The sequence below is a fragment of the Micromonospora parva genome (genome assembly GCF_000718515.1).
In the GTDB taxonomy this organism is placed as follows: Bacteria; Actinomycetota; Actinomycetes; order Mycobacteriales; family Micromonosporaceae; genus Micromonospora; species Micromonospora parva.
In genome coordinates this window covers 16,030-38,212 of the sequence record NZ_JNZS01000034.1, presented here as the reverse complement: position 1 = coordinate 38,212, position 22,183 = coordinate 16,030, and the positions used below count along the sequence as shown (strand labels likewise).

Genomic DNA, 22,183 nt, shown 5'->3' with positions numbered 1-22,183 from the left:
CCTCGCCGGTGGGTCGGCTCAAGCAGGCGTGTCTCGGTGACCTGCCGATGCCTTTCCGGGATCAGCGTGATGTCGGTGAGTCATCGAGATGACTCACCGACATCAGCCTCAACGGAGTCCGGCCCCGCGCTGTCCGCTCGACCCCACGGCCGCTCCACTGCGGGTGTCGTGACGTCGGGGTGAGCCGCGGTTGGGGGAGTGGGCGGGAACGGTTGGGGCGTGGGCGGGCCCGAAGGTCAGCGGATGCGGGCCAGGATGCGATCGGCGGGGGCCGGGCGGCCGAAGTGCCAGCCCTGGGCGGCGTCGCAGCCGATCGCGCGCAACCGCTCGGCCTGCCCGGCGGTCTCCACCCCTTCGGCGGTGACGGTCAGGTCCAGCGCGTGCGCCAGCGAGACCAGCGAGGCGAGGATCCGCTCGTCGGTGCGGCCGACGGAGGACGACCGTAGGCCGGCCACGAACTCGCCGGCCACTTTCAGTTCGGTGACCGGCAGGTCCCGCAGGTACGCCAGGTTGCTGTAGCCGGTGCCGAAGTCGTCGATGGCGATGCGTACCCCGAGGTCGGCAAGGACCCGCAGGGCGCGTACCGGCTCCTTGGCGGTGCTCATCATGGTGCTTTCGGTGATTTCCAGCTGGAGCCGTTCCGGGGGCAGGCCGGTCTGCCGCAGGAGGGTGCGGACCTCCTGCACCAACCCCGGCCGGTGCACCTGCCGTACTGCCAGGTTGACGCTGACGAACGGCGCGGCGGCACCCCCGGCCGACCACGCCTCGGCCTCGCGGCACGCCTCGGCCAGCACCCACCCGCCCAACTGGACGATCAGGCCGGTCTCCTCGGCCAACCCGATGAAGCTGTCCGGGCGCAGCACCCCCAGCTCGGGGTGTCGCCAGCGGACCAGCGCCTCCACGCCGACGAGGCTGCCATCGCGCAGTGAGGTCAACGGTTGGTAGTCGAGGTAGAACTCGCCCCGCTCCAGGGCCGCCGGGATGGCCGCGGAGAGCGCGTACCGGGCCAGTTCCCGTTGGTTGCGCTCGGCGTCGTAGAGGGCCCAGCGCGCCCCACCGGCGGACTTCGCCCAGTGCAGGGTGCTGTCGGCGGCGCGCATGAGGTCCGTGGGGTTGGCTCCGGCAACCTGGCGCTCGACGATGCCGATGCTCGCCGAGATCTGCAGCTCGTGCCCGTCTACCAGCGCCGGTGTGCGCACCGCGGCGAGCGCGGCCTCGGCCACCGCGACCATGTCGTCGGTGCCGGCGGTGCGCTCCACCAGGATCACGAACTCGTCGCCGCCGAGCCGGGCCACCAGGTGCTCACCGATGGCCTTGCTCAGCCGCTCCGCCACCGTGGCCAGCAGCAGGTCACCGATCTGGTGCCCCAGGGTGTCGTTGACGACCTTGAAACGGTCCAGGTCCAGGAAGCACACCCCGACCCGCTGCGCGCCCCGGCCCGGCTCGTTGATCGCGGCGGCGAGCCGTTCGGTGAACAGCGTCCGGTTGGGCAGGCCGGTGAGCGGGTCGTGGGTGGCCTGATGGCGGAAACGGGCCTCGCTGGCCCGCAGCGCACGCTCGGCCTGGGTGCGGGCCCGCATCGCGGCGCGGCGGATCGACTCCTGCTCGTCGAGCGTCCGGTCGCGCAGCGCGCGGGCGTAGCCGGTCGCCACGGCCGCCAGCAGCCGGGCCATCCGGTCCTCGACGTCCTCGGCCACCAACCCCAGGTCGCGCACCAGGCGGAGCTGGATGACCTCGACGGTACGGCCCAGCCCTTCGGCGGACGCGATGTGCGCGGCCACCAACTCGGCACCGACCCGGTGCCCGGCCCGCAGGTCGAACGGCTCGGTCAGCAACGCGCCGGCCAGTTCCCCGGTGAGCCGGTCCAGCAGGGACTCCAACTGGGCCTGGGTCATCGGGAGGTAGCTGGTGCCGGAGACCGCCTTCGCCCAGGCCCGGGCGAACGTGCCCGGACCGGGCGTCGTCCCCGGCGACTCAGCCACCGAGGCGCCCGACGCCGCCCATGAAGACCGCGCGCTCGGCGTCCTCCGCGCTCTCCGGGGTGTCCGGTCGCCACTGGGGCACCCAGACCACGCCGGGGTCGAGCAGCTCGAAACCGTCGAAGAGCGCGGTCAGCTCGGCGCGGCTGCGCACCCACAGCGGGCTGTCGGTGCGCCGGTAGACCCGTTCCGCCTCGGCGCGTTCGTCCTCGCTGCGCCCGTCGTCGCTGGCCTGCGACAACACCAGGTAGCTGCCGGGCGCCAACGCGTCGCGCAGCGTCCGCAGCAGGTCGGCCGGTCGGTCGTCGTCGGAGACGAAGTGCAGGACGGCCACGACCATCACGGCCACCGGTTGGCTCAGGTCGAGCAGCTTGCGGACGTCCGGGTGGGCCAGGATCGCCTCCGGGTGGCGCAGGTCCTCCTGCACCACGGTGGCCCGCTCGTTGCCGGCGAGGATCTCACGGCTGTGCGCCACCGCCACCGGGTCGACGTCCACATAGACCACTCGCGACCGCGGGTCGAGTTGCTGGGCGATCTCGTGCACGTTGCCGACGGTCGGGATGCCCGAGCCGATGTCCAGGAACTGCCGGATCCCGGCCTCGGCGAGATGGTGCACGGCCCGGCGCAGGAACGCCCGGTTGGCCTGGGCCATGAGCGGCGCCTCCGGCACCGCGGCGACCATCGCCTGCGCTGCGGCCCGGTCAGCGGCGAAGTTGTGCGAGCCACCGAGGTAGTAGTCGTACATCCGCGCGACGCTCGGGCGCTCGATGTCGATGGTGTCGGGTGCCCAGTCCGGCCGCTGCATGCGTTTCACCCCTCGAATCCGCGACGCGGGCGTCGTCGCCCGCGCGGGTATTGTGCACCCGCCACGCACGCCAGACCATAGCGCGCCGGAGGTTGCCCGCCGACGTCGGTCGATGCGCGACGGCCCGCGCCGGCTGAGAAGCTGGCGCGGACCGTCGGTCGCGACGTCCCGCTCGACGAGCGGGCGGCAGGTCAGAACTTGGGCGCGTCCGGTGCCTCGAGCAGGCCGAGCCGGAGTGCGGTCATGAGGGCCTGCGCGCGGTTGGCCGCGCCGAGCTTCTCGTAGAGCTTCGAGATGTGCGTCTTCGCCGTGGACTCGCTGACGAACAGCTGCTTGGCGATGCCCGCCACGCTCATCCCGTCGGCGAGCAGCCGCAGCACCTGCCCCTCCCGGGGAGACAACTGCGGGCCGGACGGTGCGAGCCGCCGCTTCATCGCCTCGGCCAGGTCGGCCGCGGTGAACGCGCTGGGGGAGGAGGCGGCGTGCCGGGCGGCGGCCACCACCTCGTCGGCCGGGGCGGTCTTCGGCACGAAGGCGCTCGCGCCGGCCTCCAGGGCGCCGAAGAGCTGATCGTCGCCGGCGTACATGGTCAGCACCACGATGCCCATCGACGCGCTGGACTTGCGCAGCGCGCGGGTGGCCTCCAGGCCACTGCCGTCGGGCAGCCGCAGATCCATGATCACCACGTCCGGCTGCAACGCGCCGGCCTGACGTACTCCTTCTGCCGCCGTGGCCGCCTCACCGACGACCTCGAACTGGCGGTCGCGCTCGAAGGCGTGCCGCAAACCCTTGCGAATCAGGTCATGATCGTCGACAAGGAGGACCTTGGTACGGGTGGCCGGTATCGGACTTGTGGTCATCCTCGGGTTACTCCCCTTCTGGTGCTGCGCTGCCGCGCACGTTATCGCGCCGGGCCGAGGTGCCGAGAACCACCGCCACGGTCGTGCCGCTGGGTTGCCGCGGCCTGATCTCCAACCGGCCCCGGATACGTTCCGCCCTCTCGGCCATGATCGCAAGACCGTACCGCCCGTCCGGGCGCTGGTCAGCCATCCCCTGACCGTCATCCGACACTTCTATTTGCGCGTACGGGGGGTCGACCTCACAGGTGACCCACAAATTCGACGCCCCGGCATGCTTGCGCGCGTTGGTCACCGCCTCCTGCGCGATGCGCAGCAACTCGGCCTCCGTGGCGGCCGGGAGCCGGGCGGTGGACTCGTCCAGCGAGAGGTGCACCCGCAGCCCGCCGGACGCGCCGACGGTGCGCGCGTACTCCGCGATCGCCGCGGCCAACCCGCCCTGCCGGTCCACCTCGCTGCGCAGCTCGAAGAGGCTCAACCGCAGTTCCTGGATCACCCGGGTCACCTCGCCGCGCAGCGTCCGCAGGGCCTCGGCGGTCTCGTCGGCGTCGTCGAAGACGGTGGCCAGGGCGTTGTCGATGCCGTAGCCGACCATCACCAGCTCCTGCGCCACCCCGTCGTGGATCTCCCGGGCCAGCCGCTGCCGCTCCTCGTTGGTGGCCAGCGAGCGCACCTCGTCGAAGAGCAGCGCCGCCTCCAGCCGCAGCGCGGCCGGGCGGGTCAGCGCGGTCACCCGGGACACCACCGGCGGCGGGTACGCCTGCGCGGCGTCGGCCTCCAGCACCACCAGCCCCACCGTGCGCACCCCGGCGACCAGCGGAATGATCAGCGCGGACACGTCGCCGCCACGGTGCGAGCGGGACTGGGACCGGGCGGCGGTGGTGGCCTGCTGGGTGGCCCAGGCGTCGGCGATCGCCGAGTCGGCGTCCAGCGTCGTCTCCCAGTCCACCCGGTCGACGCCGGCCTGGGCGAGGACCACGAGCCGACCGCCGCCGCTGGCCGAGAGCACCGCGCCCCGGTCCGCGCGGGCCACCGTCCGCAGCTCCTCCAGCAGGTGCTCCGAGATGCCGCCCGGGTCCAGGGTCGCCCCGGGCAGTTGCCGGGCCACCGTCCGCAGCTGGGTCAGCAGCCGGGTCGCCTCGGCGTACGGCTGGGGTTTGCCCTCGCCGCGGACCGCCATCACCCGGTGCAGCGTGCCGGCGGCGTAGAGCCCCAGCACCGCCAGGATCAGCCACTGCGCGCAGACCGCGAGGTAACCCGGCTGGCCGAGCTGGGACCCGCCGTCGACCCGGGTCAGCGCGCCGCTGACCAGCAGGGTGACGGCGGTGACCACGAGCAGGGCGGCGCCCTCGGGGAAGCGGCGGCGCAGCGCGGTGACGGTCACCGGGACGGCCAGGTAGGGCAGCACCGCCGACGCGCCCAGACCGTCGACAGTGCCGCCGATGGACGCCACCGCGGCGACATGGCTCGCGGCCAGCCCCAGCACCACCACCTCGGCCACCCGGCTCACCGGGCCGACCAGCCGGTGCTGCGGTGCCAGCAGCGACGGCAGCCCGGCCACCGCCAGCAACACGATCCACCACAGCTGGGCGACGTCGCGGGTGGCGAACAGGGTCAGGACGGCGATCAGCGCCAGCATCACCAGGCGGGCGGCCGCGGCGAGGGGATGCGGGTGCGGTGCGGTGACTGTGGATGCGGGCACGTGACGGATGGTAGTCAGCCTCGGTAGATATCGGCGATCTCCGCCGCGTACGTCTTGTGGACAACCTGGCGCTTGACCTTGAGCGACGGGGTCAGCTCGCCGGTCGTCTCGGTGAAGTCCTGGGGCAGGACCCGGAACACCTTGATCGCTTCGGCCTTCGACACGGCCTGGTTGGCGACGTCGATCGCGGTCTGGATCTCCTTGCGGAGCCCCTCGTGCTCGCGCAGCTGCTCGACGGGGGTTTCGCGGGGCAGGCCGGTGCTCTCCAGCCAGGCCGGCAGCGCCTCCTCGTCGATGGTGACGAGCGCCGCGATGAACGGCTTCCCGTCGCCGACCACGACACACTGGCTGATCAACGGGTGTGCCCGGACCAGGTCCTCCAGCACCGCCGGGGCGACGTTCTTGCCGCCGGCGGTGACGATCAGCTCCTTCTTGCGGCCGGTGATGCTCAGGTAGCCGTCGGAGTCGAGCTGGCCGAGGTCGCCGGTGCGGAACCAGCCGTCGGCACCGATCGTCTCGGCGGTCGCCGTCTCGTTGCGCCAGTAGCCCTGGAAGATCAACTCGCCGGAGATCAGGATCTCGCCGTCGTCCTCGATCCGCACTGTCACGCCGGGCAGGGGGCGGCCGACGGTGCCGATCCGGGTGCCGGTGGGCAGGTTCGCGGCGGCGGCGGGCGAGGTCTCGGTGAGGCCGTAGCCCTCCAGGACCGTCACGCCGATGCCGCGGAAGAAGTGACCGAGCCGGGCGCCGAGTGGCGCGCCGCCGGAGATCGCGTCCCGGCACCGTCCGCCGAGCGCGGCGCGCAGCTTGCGGTAGACCAGCCGGTCGAAGACCACGTGCTGGGCGCGCAGCGCCAGGCCCGGTCCGCCCGGGGTCTCCAGCGCCTCGCTGTACGCGATGGCGACCTGCTCGGCGCGGGCGAAGATGCCGCCCTTGCCGTCCGCCTCGGCCTTCTGCTTGGCGGCGTTGTAGACCTTCTCGAACACCCGGGGTACGGAGAGCACGAAGGTCGGCCGGAACGCCTGCAGCTCGGCGACCAGGTTCTTGGTGTCGGCGCAGTGCGCCATGGTGGCCCGCGCCTGCACGACGCCGATCTGGATGAGGCGGGCGAACGCGTGCGCCAGCGGAAGGAAGAGCAGGGTGCTCGCGCCGGTGTTGAACAGGTTCGGCAGCACCGGCACCGCGTTGGCGATGTCGGCGTACATGTTGCGGTGGCTGAGCACGCAGCCCTTGGGGCGGCCGGTGGTGCCGCTGGTGTAGATGATCGTCGCCAGGTCGTCGGCGCGCACGGCCTTGCGCCGCCGCTCCACCTCGGCCAGCTCGACGGCGGCACCGGTGGTGACCAGCTCGTCGACCCCGCCGGTATCGATCTGCCAGACCTGGCCCAGCTCGGGCAGCCGGTGCCGGACCCCGGCGACCAGGGCGGCGTGCGCCTCGGTCTCGACCACGACGGCGACCGCGTTGGAGTCCTCGAGGATCCACGCGGCCTGCTCGGCGCTGGACGTCTCGTAGATCGGCACGGTCACCGCGCCGACGGCCCAGATGGCGTAGTCCAGCAGGGTCCACTCGTAGCGGGTGCGGCTCATCAGCCCGACCCGGACACCTGGCTCGATGCCGGCGGCGATCAGCCCGCGGGCCACGGCGGCGACCTCGTCACGGAACTGGAGGCAGGTCACCTCGGTCCAGGCGGTGACCGTGCCTTCGGCGCTCGGGACCGGGCGGGCGAACTGGACGGTGTCGGGCGCGACTTCGGCGTTGTCCCAGACCGGATCGGTGAGGTTGGCCGCGTCGCCAACGGTGACGATCGGCGGGACGGAAAACTCGCGCACCTGCACTCCTTCGTGCTCGCACTGGTCGGGCTGGTCGTCGCCCGGGGCGTCGGTTGTGTCGAAACCTACCCGGCGGGCGGTCGGGGTGGCACAGGCAGGAGGCGGGTAGCCTCCCCACATGGCGGACTCCTCCACCCAGTCGATCATCATCGGCGCCGCACCGGATCGGGTGACGGCGGTCATTTGCGACTTCGCGCGCTACCCGGAGTGGACCGACGCGGTGCGTCGCGCCGAGGTCGTCGAGGAGTACGAGGACGGGTACGCCAGTCAGGTGCATTTCACCATCGACGCCGGGGTGATGGCCGACGAATACGTGCTCGCCTACGAGTACGCCGAGGATCTGTCCCGGATCGAGTGGCACCTGGTCGCCCCCTCGAAGATGCAGAAGGCCCAGCACGGTTCGTACGACCTGGTGGGTAACCCGGACGGCAGCACCACTGTGACCTACACGCTGGAGGTCGAGCTGTCGGTCGGAATGCTCGGGATGTTTCGGCGCAAAGCCGAAAAGATGATCATGGACACCGCGTTGAAGCAGCTCAAGCGCCGGGTAGAAGCAACCGGCGCGGCGCAGTGACGTGTCCGGTGGCACGGTAGAGGAGCCGACGGTGGGCGGAACGGATCCGGGTTCGGCCCGGGAAGAGGCGGAGCGGCTGGTCGCCACCCTGCTGGCGGGGGCGCGGCTGGCCTCCGCCAGCTCGGCGGGCGGCGCGTTCGGCTCGCTGGGTGCGATGGTGTCCGGTGTCCTCGGTCACAGTGCGGGGCCCGACGGGCGCTCCGGCACCGGTGGTGCTTTCGCCACCGGTTCGGCCGAATGCTGCGTCTGCCCGGTCTGTCGGGGCATCGCCGCGTTGCGGGACCCGAGTCCGGAATTCGCCGAACGCCTCGCCACCGGCGCCGGTGACCTCGCCGCGGGCGTGGCCAGCCTGCTCCGCGCGTTCTCCCCGGCGGAACCGTCCGAACCGAGCTCCGCCGAACCGACGGCCGCGCCGTCGCCGGCACCTGCCGCGACCACCGACGACGTGCCCGCCGAGCCAGCCCCGAGCACCCCGTCCCCGGCGACCGGCGACGACCACGTGTGGCGCGATGCCACCCGTACCGGGCATGATTCTCAGCCGGCGCCGGAGCGGGATGTCTGGTCGGTCGCCACCCGGACGGCGGACCCACTCGCCCCGGCCGCCGTACCACCCGTCGACGAGGCCGGGTCGGCGACCGTACCGGCACCGACCACCCGTCCCGTGGTGCCCGCCTCGCGGGTGCCCGATGACGCCGACGCGGAAGCATCGGGCGACGGCGCCTGAGCGCGGGACATTTCCGACCCGGACCGGCACTGGGCCGGAACCTGGGCCGGACAGCACAGCAGAGGGGGGCGGCAGCGGTGACGCTGACCATCGGAGTCGACGTCGGTGGCACGAAGGTGGCCGGCGGTGTCGTGGACGACACCGGCCAGGTGCTCGTGCAGACCCGACGGGACACTCCCGCCGATGACGTCGCCAAGACCCGCGACGTCATCATCGAGCTGGTCGCCGAGCTGGCCACCGGGCGGAGCATCGAGGCCGTCGGCATCGGCGCGGCCGGTTGGATCGACGCCGGCCGTTCGACGGTGCTCTTCGCCCCCAACCTGGCCTGGCGTGACGAACCGCTGCGCGAGTACGTCAGCGAGGCCGTCGGTCTGCCCGTGATCGTGGAAAACGACGGGAACGTCGCCGCGTGGGCCGAGTTCCGCTACGGCGCGGCCCGCGACGCCGACGACTCGATGATCATGTTCACCATCGGCACCGGTGTGGGCGGCGGCATCGTCCTCGGCGGCGATCTGATGCGCGGCGCGCACGGCATCGCCGCGGAGCTGGGCCACATGCTGGCCGTACCGGACGGGCACCAGTGTGGTTGCGGCCGGCTGGGCTGCATCGAGCAGTACGCCAGCGGCAGCGCCCTGGTCCGGTTCGCCCGGGCCGGCGCCCGGCAGGAGCCCAACCGGGCCACCGCCCTGCTGGAGCTGGCCGGCGGCGAGGCCGAGGCGATCACCGGCCCGATGGTGACCACCGCCGCCCAGGGCGGCGACCCGGTCTCCGCCGAGGCGTTCGCCCAGATCGGCCGGTGGCTGGGCACCAGCCTCGCCGACATGGCGCAGATCCTCGACCCGCAGACCCTTGTCGTCGGCGGCGGCGTGATCGACGCCGGCGACCTGCTGCTCGGGCCCACCCGCCGCTCGTACCTCGACGCGCTCGCCCAGCGCGGTCGGCTGCCGGTGGCCGAGGTGCTCCCGGCGGAGCTGGGCAACAGCGCCGGGGTGATCGGCGCGGCTGACCTGGCCCGCCGGATCTGAGGCGGGTCGGGATGGGTGTGCCGCTGCGCGTGGTGTCGTACAACATCCACAGCCAGCGCGACGACACCGCCGCGCTGGCGGCGGTGGTCCGGGCCGCGAAGCCGGACGTGGTGATCGTGCAGGAGGGGCCGCGCCGGTTCCGGTGGCGGCAGAAGTCCGCCACGTTGGCCGAGTCGTTCGGTCTGGTGGTGGCCGCCGGTGGGCTGCCCGCCCTGGGCAACCTGCTGCTGACCAGCCTGCGGGTGCAGGTGCGCGGCACCCGCTGCCAGCGCTTCCCGCTGACCCCCGGCCGGCACCTGCGCGGCGCCGCGTACGCCGACTGCAGGGTCGGCGACGCTGAGTTCACCGTCGCCGGCTCGCATCTGTCCACCGACCCGGCCGAGCGGCCCTCCCAGGCCGCCGAGTTCAAGCGTGGCCTGGACGCGGCGACCAGCCCGGTGCTGGCCGGCGCGGACCTCAACGAGGGTCCAGACGGGCCCGCTTGGGCCACCGTGTCGCGCGGGTTGACCGACGCCGCGGTGGCGGCCGACCGGGCCGAACGGCTCACCTACTCGTGCGCCGACCCGCGCCGGCGCATCGACGCGCTCTTCGTCGACCCACGGATCACCGTTGTCGACTACGACGTGGTGGACACCCCGCAGACCCGGCGGGCCAGCGACCACTTCCCGGTCCTGGTCGACCTGCTCCTGCCCACCACCGGCTGACCTCCGACCCCGGCCCGCGCGTCGACGCGTCCGCTCCAGGACTGGACATCCGGCCCCGTTGTGGAGAGGATTTCGCGGCGACCGGCACGCCTGCCGTACCAAAAGGAGATGTCCCCGGTGTCCACCTCCACCGACCACGGCCGGCCCGACCCGGAGGCGACCTCGCCCGCGGCGAACAGCGACGGCCGCCCGGTCTCCGACCGGGGCGACACGGTCTGCGTCATCGGGGCCGGGGCCAGCGGGCTGACCGCCATCAAGAACCTGCGCGAGCACGGGTTCGGTGTGGACTGCTACGAACGGGAGACGGGCGTCGGCGGCGCCTGGAACTGGCGGCACGACCGCAGCCCGGTGTACGCCAGCACCCACCTGATCTCGTCGAAGCCGTTCACCCAGTTCCCCGACTTCCCGATGCCGGACTCCTGGCCGGACTATCCGCACCACGGTCAGGTGCTGTCGTACTTCGAGCGGTACGCCGACCACTTCGACCTGCGCTCGCACATCTGGTTCGGCACCGAGGTGATCCGGGTCCAGCCCGTCGAGGGGGATCGGTGGGACGTGACCACCCGCTCCACCGGCGGGTACGGCCCGGAGCGCACCGCGCGGTACGCCGCCGTGGTGATCGCCAACGGCCACAACTGGTCGCCGAAGCTGCCCCGCTACGAGGGCCTGGAACAGTTCCGTGGCGAGGTCATGCACGCCTCGTCCTACAAGGACCCGGCGCAGCTGCGCGGCAAACGGGTGCTGGTGGTCGGCGCCGGCAACACCGGCTGCGACATCGCCGTCGAGGCCGCCCAGCAGGCGTCGCGCTGCTGGCACTCCACCCGGCGCGGCTACTGGTACGCGCCGAAGTACGTCCTCGGTCGCCCCGCCGACCAGGTCAACGACACCCTGTTGGCGCTGCGGGTGCCGCTGCGGGTACGGCAGTGGCTCTACCACTGGACGCTGCGGCTGACCGTCGGTGACCTGACCCGCTTCGGGCTGCCCAAGCCCGACCACCGGGTGTACGAGACGCACCCGATCGCGAACAGCCAGCTCGTCTACTACGTGGGCCACGGCGGGATCGGTCCGGTGCCGGACGTCGCCCGGTTCCACCCGTACGCGGTGGAGCTGGCCGACGGCCGCGAGATCGACCCCGAGGTGGTCGTCTTCGCCACCGGTTACCTCCCGCGCTTCGAGTTCCTCGACGCGTCGGTGTTCGGTGACAGCGCGGGCGCGGGTCGGCCCACGTTGTGGCTCAACGCGTTCACCCCGGGGCATCCCACCCTGGCGGTCGCCGGGCTGCTGCAACCGGACTCCGGGCTGTTCACCCTGTCGCACTGGCAGACGGTGCTCTTCGCCCGGCTGCTGCGGGCCCGTCGGGACCGGCCGGAACGCGCCGCGGCGTTCGCGTCCCGGGTGCGGGAGCGGGCCGGGGAGCGGTACTCCGGGCCGGTCAAGGAGAGCAGCCGGCACTGGTTCGAGGTCGGGCACGCCGACTACCTGCGCGCCGTCCAACGCGCCCTGACCGAGCTGGAGGGCAAGTGAGCGCCCAGCCGCATCGTCGCGAACGAAAGGCAGACCAGTGAGCGAGCTGCGGATCATGCGCGGCCGGGAGTGGTCGCGCCCGGTCCGGCCGGCCCGGCGGGAGGTGCTCAGCGCGATCCCCGAGCTGGAGGAGGGGCGTCCGCCGCTGCTCTTCGTGCCCGGGTTCGGGCACGGCGCGTGGGCGTTCGCCGAGCACTGGTTGGGTCACGCCGCGTCGCGGGGGTTCCCGGCGTACGCGGTGAGCCTGCGGGGGCACGGTGGCAGCGAGCCGGCGCCGGAGGCGACGCTGCGGGCGTACGCCCACGATGTGGTCCAGGTGGCGGCGAGCCTGCCGCGGCAGGCGGTGCTGGTGGGGCACGGCGCCGGGGCCCTGGTGGTGGCGCACGCGTTGGCCCGCTACCCGGCGCGGGGCGCGGTGCTGGTGGCGCCGGTCTTCGGCGGCTGGGGTCTGCTGGGCGCGGCGTTGCGCCGCAACCCCGCGGGGACGCTGCCGGCGGTGTTCGGCGGGCCGTTGCGGCTCAACCGGCGGCAGTTGTTCAGTAGTGAGTTGCCCGACGAGGAGGCCCGGCGCTACGTCGGACGCCTCGGTCGGGCGGGTCGGCGGGCGCAGTGGGCGCTGCTGGGCGCGCCGGAGGCGGAGCCGGCCGTGGGCGCGCCCCCGGTGCTGGTGCTGGGCAGCCCGGACGACCGGGTGGTGCCGGCGTCGACGTTGACCCGGGTGGCCCGGCGGTACGGGTCGGCCCCGTTGCTCTTTCCCGGGATGGGCCACGACCTGATGGTGGACGTGCGGTGGGCGGAGCCGATCGACGCGATCCTGGACTGGTTGGAGAAGGAGCCCGCGGCGCATTGAGCAGCCGGGCCGACAGTGCTCAGGTGCCGCCCTGGTGGACGGCCGGGCTGCCGGTCGGGGCGACCGGCCGGGGCACCCGCGCGGTGCCCTCGGAGCCGGTTTCGGTGCTGGTCAGGCGGCTGATCAGGGCGCCGCCCTCGTCGAGGGCGCGCAGGTAGGAGCGGGCCCAGGCCCGGATGTCGTGCTGGTGCAGGTGGGCGCGCATGGCGCGCATCCGCTGAGTGGTGTCGGCCGGGCTGGCCCGCAGTGCCGCCCGCAGGCCCTGCTTGAGCCCTTCCAGGTCGTGCGGGTTGACGAGGTACGCCTGGGACAGCTCGGCGGCGGTGCCGGCGAACTCGCTGAGCAGCAGGGCGCCGGTGTCGTCGACCCGTGCGGCCACGTACTCCTTGGCGACCAGGTTCATTCCGTCGCGCAGCGGGGTCACCGCCATCACGTCGGCGACCCGGTAGAGCGCGGCGAGCTCGGCGCGGTCGAAGGGCTGGGTGAGGTAGTGGATCGCCGGCTCGCCGACCCGGCCGAACTCGCCGTTGATCCGGCCGACCTCGCGCTCGATGCGTTCGCGCAGGATCTGGTACTGGCCGACGCGTTCCCGGCTCGGCATGGCGACCTGCACGAGCACCGTGTCGCGGACCTTGACGTCGCCGCTGGCGAGCAACTCGCTGTACGCCTTGAGACGCTGCTCGATGCCCTTGGTGTAGTCCATCCGGTCGACGCTGAGGATGACCTGCCGGGGATCGCCGAGGTCCTGTCGGAGCCGGTGGGCCCGCGCGGCCACGTCCGGCCGGTCGGCCAGCGCGGCCATCTCGGCGGTGTCGATGGAGACCGGGAACGCGCCGATGCGGACGACCCGGTCGTCGATGCCGATCCGCCGGTCGGTGGCGGGCAGTTCCAGCACCCGGGTCACCAGTTGGGCGAAGTTGTGCGCCGCCTGCACGCGCTGGAAGCCGACCAGGTCGGCGCCGAGCATGCCGCGCAGCAGTTCGGCCCGACGGGGCAGTTGCATGAAAAGCTCCGGCGGCGGGAACGGCACGTGCAGGAAGAACCCGATGCGCAGGTCGGGGCGGAGCGCGCGCAACTGACCGGGGACCAGTTGCAGGTGGTAATCCTGCACCCAGATCACCGCGCCCGGCTCGGCCACCTCCGCTGTCGCCTCGGCGAAGCGCTGGTTGACCCGCTGGTACGCCTCCCACCACCGACGGTGGTGCTGCGGCTGCTCGACCGAGTCGTGGTAGAGCGGCCAGAGGGTGGCGTTGGCGAACCCCTCGTAGTGGTCGCGCAGGTCTTCCGGGCTGAGCGCGACGGTGTGCATCCGCACGCCGTCGACGTCGGGCAGTGCGGGGGCAGGCCCGGTGCCACCGGCCCAGCCGACCCAGGTCGCCGGGGTGTGCCGCAGGAGCGGGTGCAGTGCGCTGACCAGCCCGCCGGGGCTGCGCCGCCACTCGCAGGCGCCGTCGGGCGCCTGATTGTCATCGATGGGGAGGCGGTTGGCGACCACCACGAGAGAACTCTGTCGCATCTCGGGCATTCCGATCAGCAGAGGACTGACCGCCGCGAGCAAGGGAAAACCGGTCAGTCAGCGGGGGAAGTGACGTACAGCGGTATTCCTACTGACAGTAAGTTACACCACTGTTACGCCACCGGCGGGGCGCTGCTGTCCCGGGATGCGGGCCGACGTCAGACGACGGCGCCGTTGTCCGGGTCGTCGTCGTCCTCGTCGCCGGGGCGCAGCCGCCAGACCAACGTGACGAAACCGGCCAGGATGCCGGTGAACCCGAACAGCGTGACCGCCGAGCGGTCGATCGGGAGCAGCCACGGGAAGAGGAACAGCACGAAACCGACGACCACCCCGAGCACGCCGATCACCGCGTACTTGCTGACCCGTGGCAGTGGGGGCGGTGGCGGCGGGTGGTAGCCCTCGTCGTCATCGTCGTCGGGCAGGTCGGCACCGAAGGTGTCCAGCCCGTCCAGCAGCGAGGGTTCGTCCGGTCGGGTGCCGCGCCCCACGGAGATCCCGGAGATGTCGGTGGCGGACGGGAGCCGGCGAACGTCGGTGGCGGTCGGACCGGGCTCGTCGGTGCTGGAGCGGGTCAACGACCCGGGGGTCGACTCGTCCCGGGTATCCCGTTCGTCCACGTCCTCGGAGGCGGGCCACGGGTGGTCACCGGGTGCGGAGGTGGTGTGGAAGCCCTCCACGATCCGCGCCCACTCGGCGTCGATGTCCGGTTCGTCGCGGGCCGGCGGCTGCTCCACGGCGGTCTCGTCGGCGAGTTGGGTCAGGTAGTCCCGTGCGGTGGTCAGGTGCGACCGGTCGACGTAGAGCCGGTCGACCGGTCGGGCCGGCACGGTGGTGGTGCGGGTGACCGGGTTGAGGTCGGCGGAGGGCTGGAGGTAGGCGGCGATCCCACCGGCGGCCAGCACGTCGAGCAGGTGCTCGCCGACGCGCGGATCGACGTCGCCGACGACGGCGTACTCGTTCGCGTCGAGCCCGTTGTCCCGCCGTCCCCGGCGGGCCCCACCCGCTGACACCCGGACATCCCCCTTAACGCGCCTTCCGGCGCGGCCACCGCTGCCCTTCGACGCCCGTCCGTACGCCGTGCTCTGAATCGTGACACGTCAGGGCATGGTTCCGGGAGTGCGTTGTGTCGCGTCTTCCAAAGTCACGGCTCCTCCCGCAGGTCGCGGCAGGGCTCCTTTGTCCGTTCTTGCGCGACAAGTGCGATCTCGGTGATCGTGGCATAGCTCGATGCCGCAGCCCCGCAGCGCCGTCCGTTGTGGTGGGAGCGCTCGCTTCGTAGGCTCGGCGGCGACGACGGCTGGCGCTGTCGCGGGCACACCACGGGAAAGGACGCCGGTGCTCTACTGGCTGCTGAAGTACGTCATCCTCGGTCCGCTGCTCAAGCTGATCTTCCGCCCGCAGGTGGAGGGCCTGCACAACGTGCCGGCGACCGGCCCGGTGATCCTGGCGAGCAACCACCTCTCCTTCTCCGACTCGATCTTCACACCGCTGATCACCGCCCGGAAGGTCACCTTCGTCGCCAAGGCCGAATACTTCACCGGCAAGGGCATCAAGGGCTGGCTGACCAAGATGTTCTTCGTCGGCACCGGCACGATCCCGGTGGACCGCTCCGGCGGCCGGGCCGCCCGCGCCGCCCTGGACACCCAGTTGCAGGTGCTGCGGGCCGGGGGAGTGGCCGGCATCTACCCGGAGGGCACCCGCTCCCCGGACGGGCGGCTCTACCGGGGCAAGACCGGGGTGGCCCGGCTCGCCCTGGAGAGCGGCGCGGTGGTGGTGCCGGTGGCGATGCTCAACGCCGACGAGATCCAACCGCCGGGCAAGCTCATCCCCAAGATCGACCGGGTGCGGATCCGGTTCGGGGCGCCGCTGGACTTCTCCCGCTACGCCGGGCTGGCCGGCGACCGGTTCGTCGAGCGCGCGGTCACCGACGAGATCATGTACGAGTTGATGGAGCTCTCCGGCCGGGAGTACGTCGACATCTACGCCCAGAAGCTCAAGGAACCCATCCCGGCGCCGCTGGCCGCCTAGCCACCGCCCGTCGACGGTCAGGGCAGCTGGAGCAGGTGGGGGGCGCGGTGGCGGGTGGCGAAGTCGTGCAGACGGGCCCGGGTCGCCGCGGCGGCGGGCGGGTCGGTCTCGGCCAGCGGGCCGATCGCCAGCGCCAGTGTGATGACCTCGTCGGTCACGTCGGTCATCCGGGCGTAGCTCCCTGCCGCCGACCGCAGCAGGCTCGCCGCGGTCGGGGCGTCCCCGACGTGCCGGGCCAGCGTGGCGTCGGCGACCTGACCGGCGGCGTGCGCCCACGGGGTCATCCGGGGCGCCCGGTCGAGCAGCTGCCGGACCAGCCGGGCCGCGTCCGCGCCGAGCACTCCGGCGACGTGACCGACCGTCGGCACCCACTCCGCGAACGGAATCATCCGAGTCCGCCGCCAGTCCTCGTCCAGTTCGGTGAGCAGCGCCATCGCCTCGTCGCGGCGGCCCTGCACCGCCCGGCACAACGCGGCGTGCGCCAGGGTGGAGCGCAGCACCCGGTGGAATCCGCTGCGCCGCGCCGCCACCAGCGCCTGCTCGACCAGGTCCCCACCCGGTCCGTCCGGTCCCGCGGTCTCGTCCAGCTCGGCTCCGGCCAGCCCGCGCATCCAACCCGAGACCGCCACGATGTGCAGATCCCACTCCGCGGTCGGTCGTCGGGTCGACTCCGCGGCCATCGCCAGCGCCGCCGTCCAGTCACCCGCGTAGTACGACCGCGCCCACTGGTCGGCGAAGCTGGTGGCCAGGCTGTGCTCGCCGCCCAGGTCGAGGGTGAGCTGCTCGTCGACCAACCGGGCCGAGCCGGCCAGGTCGCCCTCCTCCTGCAACGCCCAGGCCAGGTTCTGCACCGCCCGCCGTCGACTGGTCAGCCGCTCCACCCGGCAGTGCTCGGTCACCTCCGCCAGCTCCGGGAACGCCGAGGCGGAGCCGGCCAGGTAGCGCGCCACGGCCAGGGTGATCCGGGCGTTGGCCTGGACCTCGCGCAGCTCAAGCCGCTCGGCGAGGGCTGCTGCCGCCCGCGCCGCCGCGCACGCCGGCTCGGTCTCCGCGTTCAGCATGTGCACCCGGGCCAGCTCCAGCAGGGCGCCCGCCTTCTCCTGACTGTCCGGCAGGTCGCTGTAGATGCCGATCGCCTGGTCCAGGCAGTGCAACGTCGCCGAACGGTCGGCCCGGCTCCACGCGGCGGTGGCCAGCAGCGTCCAGGCGCGCGCCGCCCCCGTCCGGTCGCCGCCGGCGGTGAGCCGCTCGGCCAGCCGGCTGAGGGTGTCCGTGCCCCCCGCCACCAGGAAGGCGTCCCCGTCCCGATAGAACGCCAGCTCCGCGTCGAACAGCTCCAACGCCGGGTCCGGCCCGACGTCGAGGGCCAGCGCGCGGCTGACCAGCGCGGCGGCGGTGTCCAGCGCGTGCAGCTCGTACGCCCGGCGGGCCGCCCGGTGCAGCGCGGCCCGAGCCGGCGGGGCGTAGGGGGCGGTGTCCAGCCCGACGGTGCGGGCGATCTCGTGTGCCGCCCAGCGATGGTGGGCCAGCACCTCGGCCAGGTCGTACTGGCGGCCGTCGGTGAGCTGCGCCATCCAGTCGGCGGTGCGTTGGTGACGCAGCACCCGTTCGGCCCGGGGTAGCCGCTGGTAGCAGACGTCGCGCACCAGGATGTGCCGGAACCGGTACTCGGGCTGACCGGGCATCGTCGACGTGCTCTGCTCGTACACCAGGTCGCGACGTTGCAGGCGGTCCAGCGCGCGCTCGACCCACTCCACCGGCCGCCCCAGCGCCATCGCCACCGGCGCGGCCCAGAACACCACGCCGACCACGGCGGCGGCCTGGAGCACCGCCCGGTCGGCCGGGTCCAGCAGGTCCAGCCGGTTCGCGATGACCGCCTGCACGGTGCGGGGCATCTCCGGGCCGCCGTCGAGGTCGGGGCGGGCGACCGAGTCGACGCCGTCGAGCAGGCCACCGTCCAGCAGCATCCGGGCGTACTCCTGGGCGTAGAGCGGGTTGCCGTCGGCGAACTCGATCAGCGGGGTACGCGAGGCGGAGGGCAGCGTCGACTGCCCGAGAAGCAGCGAGTAGAGCGTGTCGATGTCGGTGTCGTGCATCGGCGGCACCGAGATGGACATCGCGCCACTGATCGTGCCGGTCCAGGCCGGGTGCCGTTCCCGCAGTTCCGGGCGGGCGGTCGCGACGACCAGCAGCGGTATGCCGCGCGCCGTCGCGCCGAGTTGCTCGACGAAGGCGAGCATCGCCTGGTCCGCCCAGTGCATGTCCTCGAAGGCGAGCACGGTCGGACCGGTGGCGGCCAGGGCGAGCAGGAAGCGCCGCCAGGCCGCCTCGGTCTCGCCGGGGGTGAGCCGCTCGCCGGGTACGCCGATCAGCGGCCCGAGCGCCTCGGCCAGCCGGGTCGCGTGCGGGTCGGCGAGCTGCGCCAGCCGGGCCCGCAGCCGCTCGCGCAGCGCGGCCGGGTCGTCGACCTCCGGCACGCCCACCCAGGTCTTCACGATGTCCGACAGTGCGGCCCAGGTGACGTTCTCGCCGAACGGCGGGCACTGCCCGACGAGCCAGGTGACCGGTGGGCCGGGCATGCTGCCGGCGTTGCGGGCCAGCTCGCGCAGCAGCCGGCTCTTGCCCACACCGGCCGGGCCGAACACCGTCACCAACTGGGAGGTCCGCTCGGTCACCATCCGGTGCAGCGCGTTGACCAGCAGGCCGCGCTCGTGCTCCCGGTCCACCATCGGGGTCAGCTCGGCGCCGCGCGGGTCCCGGTGCGGTCGGACCTGGACGGCCAGCCAGATCCGGCTCACCGCGGACCGGCCGCGCAGGGTGACCGGTGGCTGGTCGGCGTACTCCATCTCGTGCCGGGTGGCCGACCAGGTGCTCTCGTCGACGACGACACCGCCCGGTGGGGCGAACCCCTGCAGGCGGGAGGCCGTGTTGACCACGTCTCCGGTGACGAACGCCTGCCCACCGTCGCGGGTGGCGGAGAGGTCGACCAGGGCCTCGCCTGTCGCGATGCCGACCCGGAAGCCCAGCGGCGGCTGCGGACCGGCGGGCTGACGGGCCAGGCTCCGCTGCAGCTCCAGGCCGGCGCGCACACACCGCAACGCGTCGTTGTCGGTGGCCACCGGCGCGCCGAACAGCGCCATCGCCGCGTCACCGATGTACTTCTCGACCACCCCGCCGTACTGGTGCACGATCCGGCGCACCTTGGCGAAGTAGGTCTGCTGCAGACTGCGGGCCTGCTCCGGGTCGGCCTGCTCCGCGTACCTGGTGAAGTCCACTATGTCGACGAAGAGGACGCTGACCTGACGCCGGTCCTCCTGCACCACGACGACGTGGTCGCGCAGCGGCTGACCGCAGCTGGTGCAGAAGTTGACCTCGGTGCTGTTGGCGTGCCCGCAGTGCGCACAGTTGACGCCGAGCGGCTGGCCACAGCCGCCGCAGAAGCGGTCGTCCGGCCCGGCCGCGCGGGCGCAGTGTCCACACTTGAGGTCGATGTTCAGCTCCGTGGGCGAGAGGGGCCAGTATCGCGGCTGACCCGCCAGTCGGGTAACCGACGGGTGGACGGGCAACGTCGTCGATCGGCCGGGGTTAGTGTTCCGTACCAGGAAGTTTCATGTCAGGGAGAGTGCCGTGCAAGTACGATTGTCCGCCTCGTGGACCGATCCGGGTGGCACACAGTGGGCTCCGGGCGACACGATCGACGTCGATGCTGTCACTCTCGCCGAACTGGAGGAGCAGGGCATGGTGGAAGAGCCTGAGGGTCAGTCGGGCGGGTCGGGGGAGACCACGACCACCTCGTCGAGCACGTCCACGGCTGGTAAGCCGACCGATCCGAAGAAGATCGGTCCGGGGCCGGGCGCGCCGCCGGCCGACAGCACGGAGAACTGATCGCCCGGGTGCGGTCGGTGGGCCCTCGGTCCGCCGGCCGCACCCGTCGTGCAGCCGCCCGGTGCCGGCCGACCGATTAGCGGTCGTTCATGCCAGCGCGCCGACGCAGCGCGGCCACGTCGGTCACCACGATCCGACGACCCTCGGTACGCAGCCAGCCGCGACTCGCGAACGAGCCGATCGCCTGGTTGACGCTCTGCCGGGAACCCCCGGCCATCTCGGCCAGCTGGCTCTGATTGAGCTCGATCGTGATCATCGGTGCCTGGCTCTCGCCGGCCAGCCGGACCAGCGTCTTCGCCACCCGACCGGGCAGGTCGAGGAAGACGTGGTCGGCGTTCTGCTCGGTGAGCCGGCGGATCAACCCGCCCAGTGAGCGCATCACCGCGTCCAGGATGCGGGGGTTGGAGTGCACCAATTCCATGAACGCGCCCCGCGACAGCGCGAGCGCCGCGCAGTCCTCGATGGCCTCCGCCGAGGCGGACCGGGTGGACGCGTCGAGCAGGGAGACTTCGCCGAGCACGTCCGGCGGACGGATAACCGACAGCACGGCCCGCTCGCCGGTGGGCGCGGTCCGAAACACGGCCACCGCGCCACGGCGCAGCACTATCAGTGACTCGCCGGGGTCGTTCTCCACGAAGAGCAGCTGGCCCTTGCGATAGGTACGTGGAACAGCGGCGGCGATGACGCGCTGCCGCACCTCGGGCTCCAGCCCAGCGAACATCTCCACACCCGTGAGCGCGTCACCCGGCTCTGGCAGGCGAACCTCCACGGCCCAACCCCTCCCCCGGTCATGGACCACAACTCGCTCACCGGGCGAACCTGATGGGCCCCGACAAGGTGAACTGACACCGATTCGGCGTCCGGTAGCGGTACACATCAGATCATGACGGTCCGGTCGCTTGCTGTACACCCCTCGAAGCACTTCCGTGACCGTCACGAGCTGCGACGCGCCACTCACAAGGTGTCGCCGGGGCGCGGGGTGGGCCCCGGCGGGGACGATGAAGCGGCGGTGGGCGAAGATGCCCGGAATGGTCTACCGCTACTTCTACGACTGCGAGTTCATCGAGGACGGCACGACGGTCGACCTCGTCTCGATCGGTGTCGTCGACGAGTACGGCCGCGAGTTCTACGCGGTCTCCACCGAGTTCGACGACTCCCGCGCCGTGCCCTGGGTCCGCCGCAACGTGCTGGACAAGCTGCCATCCCCGGCGGACCGGGCCTGGCGCTCGCGCGAGCGCATCCGCGACGACCTGTACGACTTCCTCATCGAGCCGATCCGAGACCGGCCGGGGGAGCAGCTGGAGTTGTGGGCCTGGTTCGCCGCGTACGACCACGTGGTGCTCGCCCAGCTCTGGGGTGCGATGCCGGCCCTGCCCCGGGAGATTCCCCGCTACACCAAGGAGCTGCGGCAGCTCTGGGACGACCGGGGTAGGCCGCCCCTGCCGGACGCGGACGCGGCCCGGCACGATGCTCTGGTCGATGCCCGGCACAATCTGGCCCGCTGGCGGGCGATGACCGCCCGCTAGTGGTGGCCACGCCGCCGTTAGGTTTGACCGGTTCTGTCCCGGGCAACGGTTCGACCAGCCGAGCCGAGGGAGATTGCCATGAGCGACCAGCCGACCAGCGCCGCGGAGGCGCGCGCCCGGGTCACCGGCCTGGCCCGTGCCGCGCGGATCTGCATGTTGACCACCACCGCTCTGGACGGGCGGCAGGTGAGCCGGCCGATGGGGCTCCAGGAGGCCGAGTTCGACGGTGAGTTGTGGTTCTTCGCCTCTGCCGACTCGGCCAAGGTCCGCCAGATCCGGGTGAACCCGGAGGTCAACATCGCCTTCTCTGACCAGAAGCACAACGCCTGGGTGTCGATCTCCGGCACCGCCACCGAGGGGTTCGACCGGGCCCGCGCCGAGCAGCTGTGGAACCCGCTGCTCAAGGTGTGGTTCCCGGATGGGCTGGACACCCCAGGGCTGACGTTGATCAAGGTGCACGCCAGCTCCGCCGAGTACTGGGACTCGCCGAGCAGCACCGTGGTGAACCTGCTCGGCTACGCGAAGTCCGCCGTCACCGGCCGGCCACCGGAGCTCGGCGAGAACCACGAGGTGACCTACTGACCGGGGGTGGGTGGCCGGGGCGCGCTGTCGTCGTACCGGCGGGCCGACTACAGTGCGCAGTGACGGCCCGCCC

19 protein-coding genes are annotated in these 22,183 nt (G+C 72.5%); 10 read left to right on the top strand and 9 right to left on the bottom strand.

All coding sequences use genetic code 11. From position 1 onward, the window contains the following. Positions 1–236: 236 nt before the first annotated feature. The 5 genes from IF22_RS0130135 to IF22_RS0130115 form a co-directional block, all read right to left on the bottom strand. Entirely contained in the window at positions 237–1,895 is a 1,659-nt protein-coding gene (locus IF22_RS0130135; protein WP_245233773.1) for a putative bifunctional diguanylate cyclase/phosphodiesterase, read from the bottom strand. A 79-nt stretch (positions 1,896–1,974) separates the two neighbouring features. Then, positions 1,975–2,784 carry an SAM-dependent methyltransferase gene (locus IF22_RS0130130; RefSeq protein ID WP_030337724.1) on the bottom strand — a complete coding sequence of 270 codons (810 nt, stop codon included), beginning with the start codon at positions 2,782–2,784 and terminating at the stop codon, positions 1,975–1,977. A 191-nt stretch (positions 2,785–2,975) separates the two neighbouring features. After that, on the bottom strand, positions 2,976–3,644 hold the full coding sequence (locus IF22_RS0130125) for a response regulator transcription factor (protein WP_030337723.1): 669 nt from the start codon (positions 3,642–3,644) through the stop codon (positions 2,976–2,978). 7 nt (positions 3,645–3,651) lie between these two features. Beyond that, on the bottom strand, positions 3,652–5,343 hold the full coding sequence (locus IF22_RS0130120; RefSeq protein ID WP_030337722.1) for a sensor histidine kinase: 1,692 nt from the start codon (positions 5,341–5,343) through the stop codon (positions 3,652–3,654). Positions 5,344–5,357: 14 nt separating this feature from the next. Next, a complete protein-coding gene (locus IF22_RS0130115; RefSeq protein ID WP_030337721.1) occupies positions 5,358–7,172 on the bottom strand; it encodes an AMP-dependent synthetase/ligase in 1,815 nt (604 codons plus the stop codon). Between the two features lie 118 nt (positions 7,173–7,290). On the opposite strand from IF22_RS0130115, the gene IF22_RS0130110 reads away from it, so the two are divergent. From IF22_RS0130110 to IF22_RS0130085, 6 genes are all read left to right on the top strand, one after another. Beyond that, positions 7,291–7,746: an SRPBCC family protein gene (locus IF22_RS0130110; protein WP_030337720.1), complete on the top strand. Its 456-nt coding sequence runs from the start codon at positions 7,291–7,293 to the stop codon at positions 7,744–7,746. 31 nt (positions 7,747–7,777) lie between these two features. Next, the gene (locus IF22_RS0130105; RefSeq protein ID WP_030337719.1) at positions 7,778–8,470 is read left to right on the top strand and encodes a hypothetical protein; all 693 of its coding nucleotides are present in this window, start codon (positions 7,778–7,780) and stop codon (positions 8,468–8,470) included. A gap of 77 nt (positions 8,471–8,547) precedes the next feature. Next, the gene (locus IF22_RS0130100; RefSeq protein WP_030337718.1) at positions 8,548–9,495 is read left to right on the top strand and encodes an ROK family glucokinase; all 948 of its coding nucleotides are present in this window, start codon (positions 8,548–8,550) and stop codon (positions 9,493–9,495) included. Between the two features lie 11 nt (positions 9,496–9,506). After that, a complete protein-coding gene (locus tag IF22_RS0130095) occupies positions 9,507–10,199 on the top strand; it encodes an endonuclease/exonuclease/phosphatase family protein (RefSeq protein ID WP_030337717.1) in 693 nt (230 codons plus the stop codon). 117 nt (positions 10,200–10,316) lie between these two features. After that, the gene (locus tag IF22_RS0130090; RefSeq protein ID WP_030337716.1) at positions 10,317–11,723 is read left to right on the top strand and encodes a flavin-containing monooxygenase; all 1,407 of its coding nucleotides are present in this window, start codon (positions 10,317–10,319) and stop codon (positions 11,721–11,723) included. Positions 11,724–11,778: 55 nt separating this feature from the next. After that, a complete protein-coding gene (locus IF22_RS0130085) occupies positions 11,779–12,573 on the top strand; it encodes an alpha/beta hydrolase (RefSeq protein WP_030337715.1) in 795 nt (264 codons plus the stop codon). Positions 12,574–12,592: 19 nt separating this feature from the next. On the opposite strand, the gene IF22_RS0130080 is transcribed toward IF22_RS0130085, so the two are convergent. Both IF22_RS0130080 and IF22_RS0130075 read right to left on the bottom strand, forming a co-directional pair. Further along, the gene (locus tag IF22_RS0130080; RefSeq protein WP_245233772.1) at positions 12,593–14,089 is read right to left on the bottom strand and encodes an alpha,alpha-trehalose-phosphate synthase (UDP-forming); all 1,497 of its coding nucleotides are present in this window, start codon (positions 14,087–14,089) and stop codon (positions 12,593–12,595) included. Positions 14,090–14,247: 158 nt separating this feature from the next. After that, complete coding sequence (locus IF22_RS0130075) at positions 14,248–15,099, bottom strand: hypothetical protein (RefSeq protein WP_030337713.1); 852 nt, start codon at positions 15,097–15,099, stop codon at positions 14,248–14,250. 325 nt (positions 15,100–15,424) lie between these two features. Here IF22_RS0130075 and IF22_RS0130070 point away from each other — a divergent pair, with 325 nt between their 5' ends. Beyond that, positions 15,425–16,117 carry a lysophospholipid acyltransferase family protein gene (locus IF22_RS0130070; protein ID WP_030337712.1) on the top strand — a complete coding sequence of 231 codons (693 nt, stop codon included), beginning with the start codon at positions 15,425–15,427 and terminating at the stop codon, positions 16,115–16,117. A 17-nt stretch (positions 16,118–16,134) separates the two neighbouring features. Here the strand turns inward: IF22_RS0130070 and IF22_RS0130065 are convergent, their stop codons facing one another. Then, positions 16,135–19,683, bottom strand: a complete 3,549-nt coding sequence (locus tag IF22_RS0130065; protein WP_245233771.1) for an AAA family ATPase — start codon at positions 19,681–19,683, stop codon at positions 16,135–16,137. A gap of 61 nt (positions 19,684–19,744) precedes the next feature. On the opposite strand from IF22_RS0130065, the gene IF22_RS34760 reads away from it, so the two are divergent. After that, a complete protein-coding gene (locus tag IF22_RS34760) occupies positions 19,745–20,002 on the top strand; it encodes a hypothetical protein (protein WP_081884176.1) in 258 nt (85 codons plus the stop codon). Between the two features lie 76 nt (positions 20,003–20,078). On the opposite strand, the gene IF22_RS0130055 is transcribed toward IF22_RS34760, so the two are convergent. After that, positions 20,079–20,771, bottom strand: a complete 693-nt coding sequence (locus IF22_RS0130055; RefSeq protein WP_030337710.1) for a Crp/Fnr family transcriptional regulator — start codon at positions 20,769–20,771, stop codon at positions 20,079–20,081. Between the two features lie 259 nt (positions 20,772–21,030). Here IF22_RS0130055 and IF22_RS0130050 point away from each other — a divergent pair, with 259 nt between their 5' ends. Together IF22_RS0130050 and IF22_RS0130045 are read left to right on the top strand one after the other, a co-directional pair. After that, on the top strand, positions 21,031–21,528 hold the full coding sequence (locus IF22_RS0130050; protein ID WP_030337709.1) for a polyadenylate-specific 3'-exoribonuclease AS: 498 nt from the start codon (positions 21,031–21,033) through the stop codon (positions 21,526–21,528). Positions 21,529–21,606: 78 nt separating this feature from the next. Further along, positions 21,607–22,110, top strand: coding sequence for a pyridoxamine 5'-phosphate oxidase family protein (locus IF22_RS0130045; protein ID WP_030337708.1), 504 nt, complete (start codon positions 21,607–21,609; stop codon positions 22,108–22,110). Positions 22,111–22,183 lie beyond the last annotated feature (73 nt).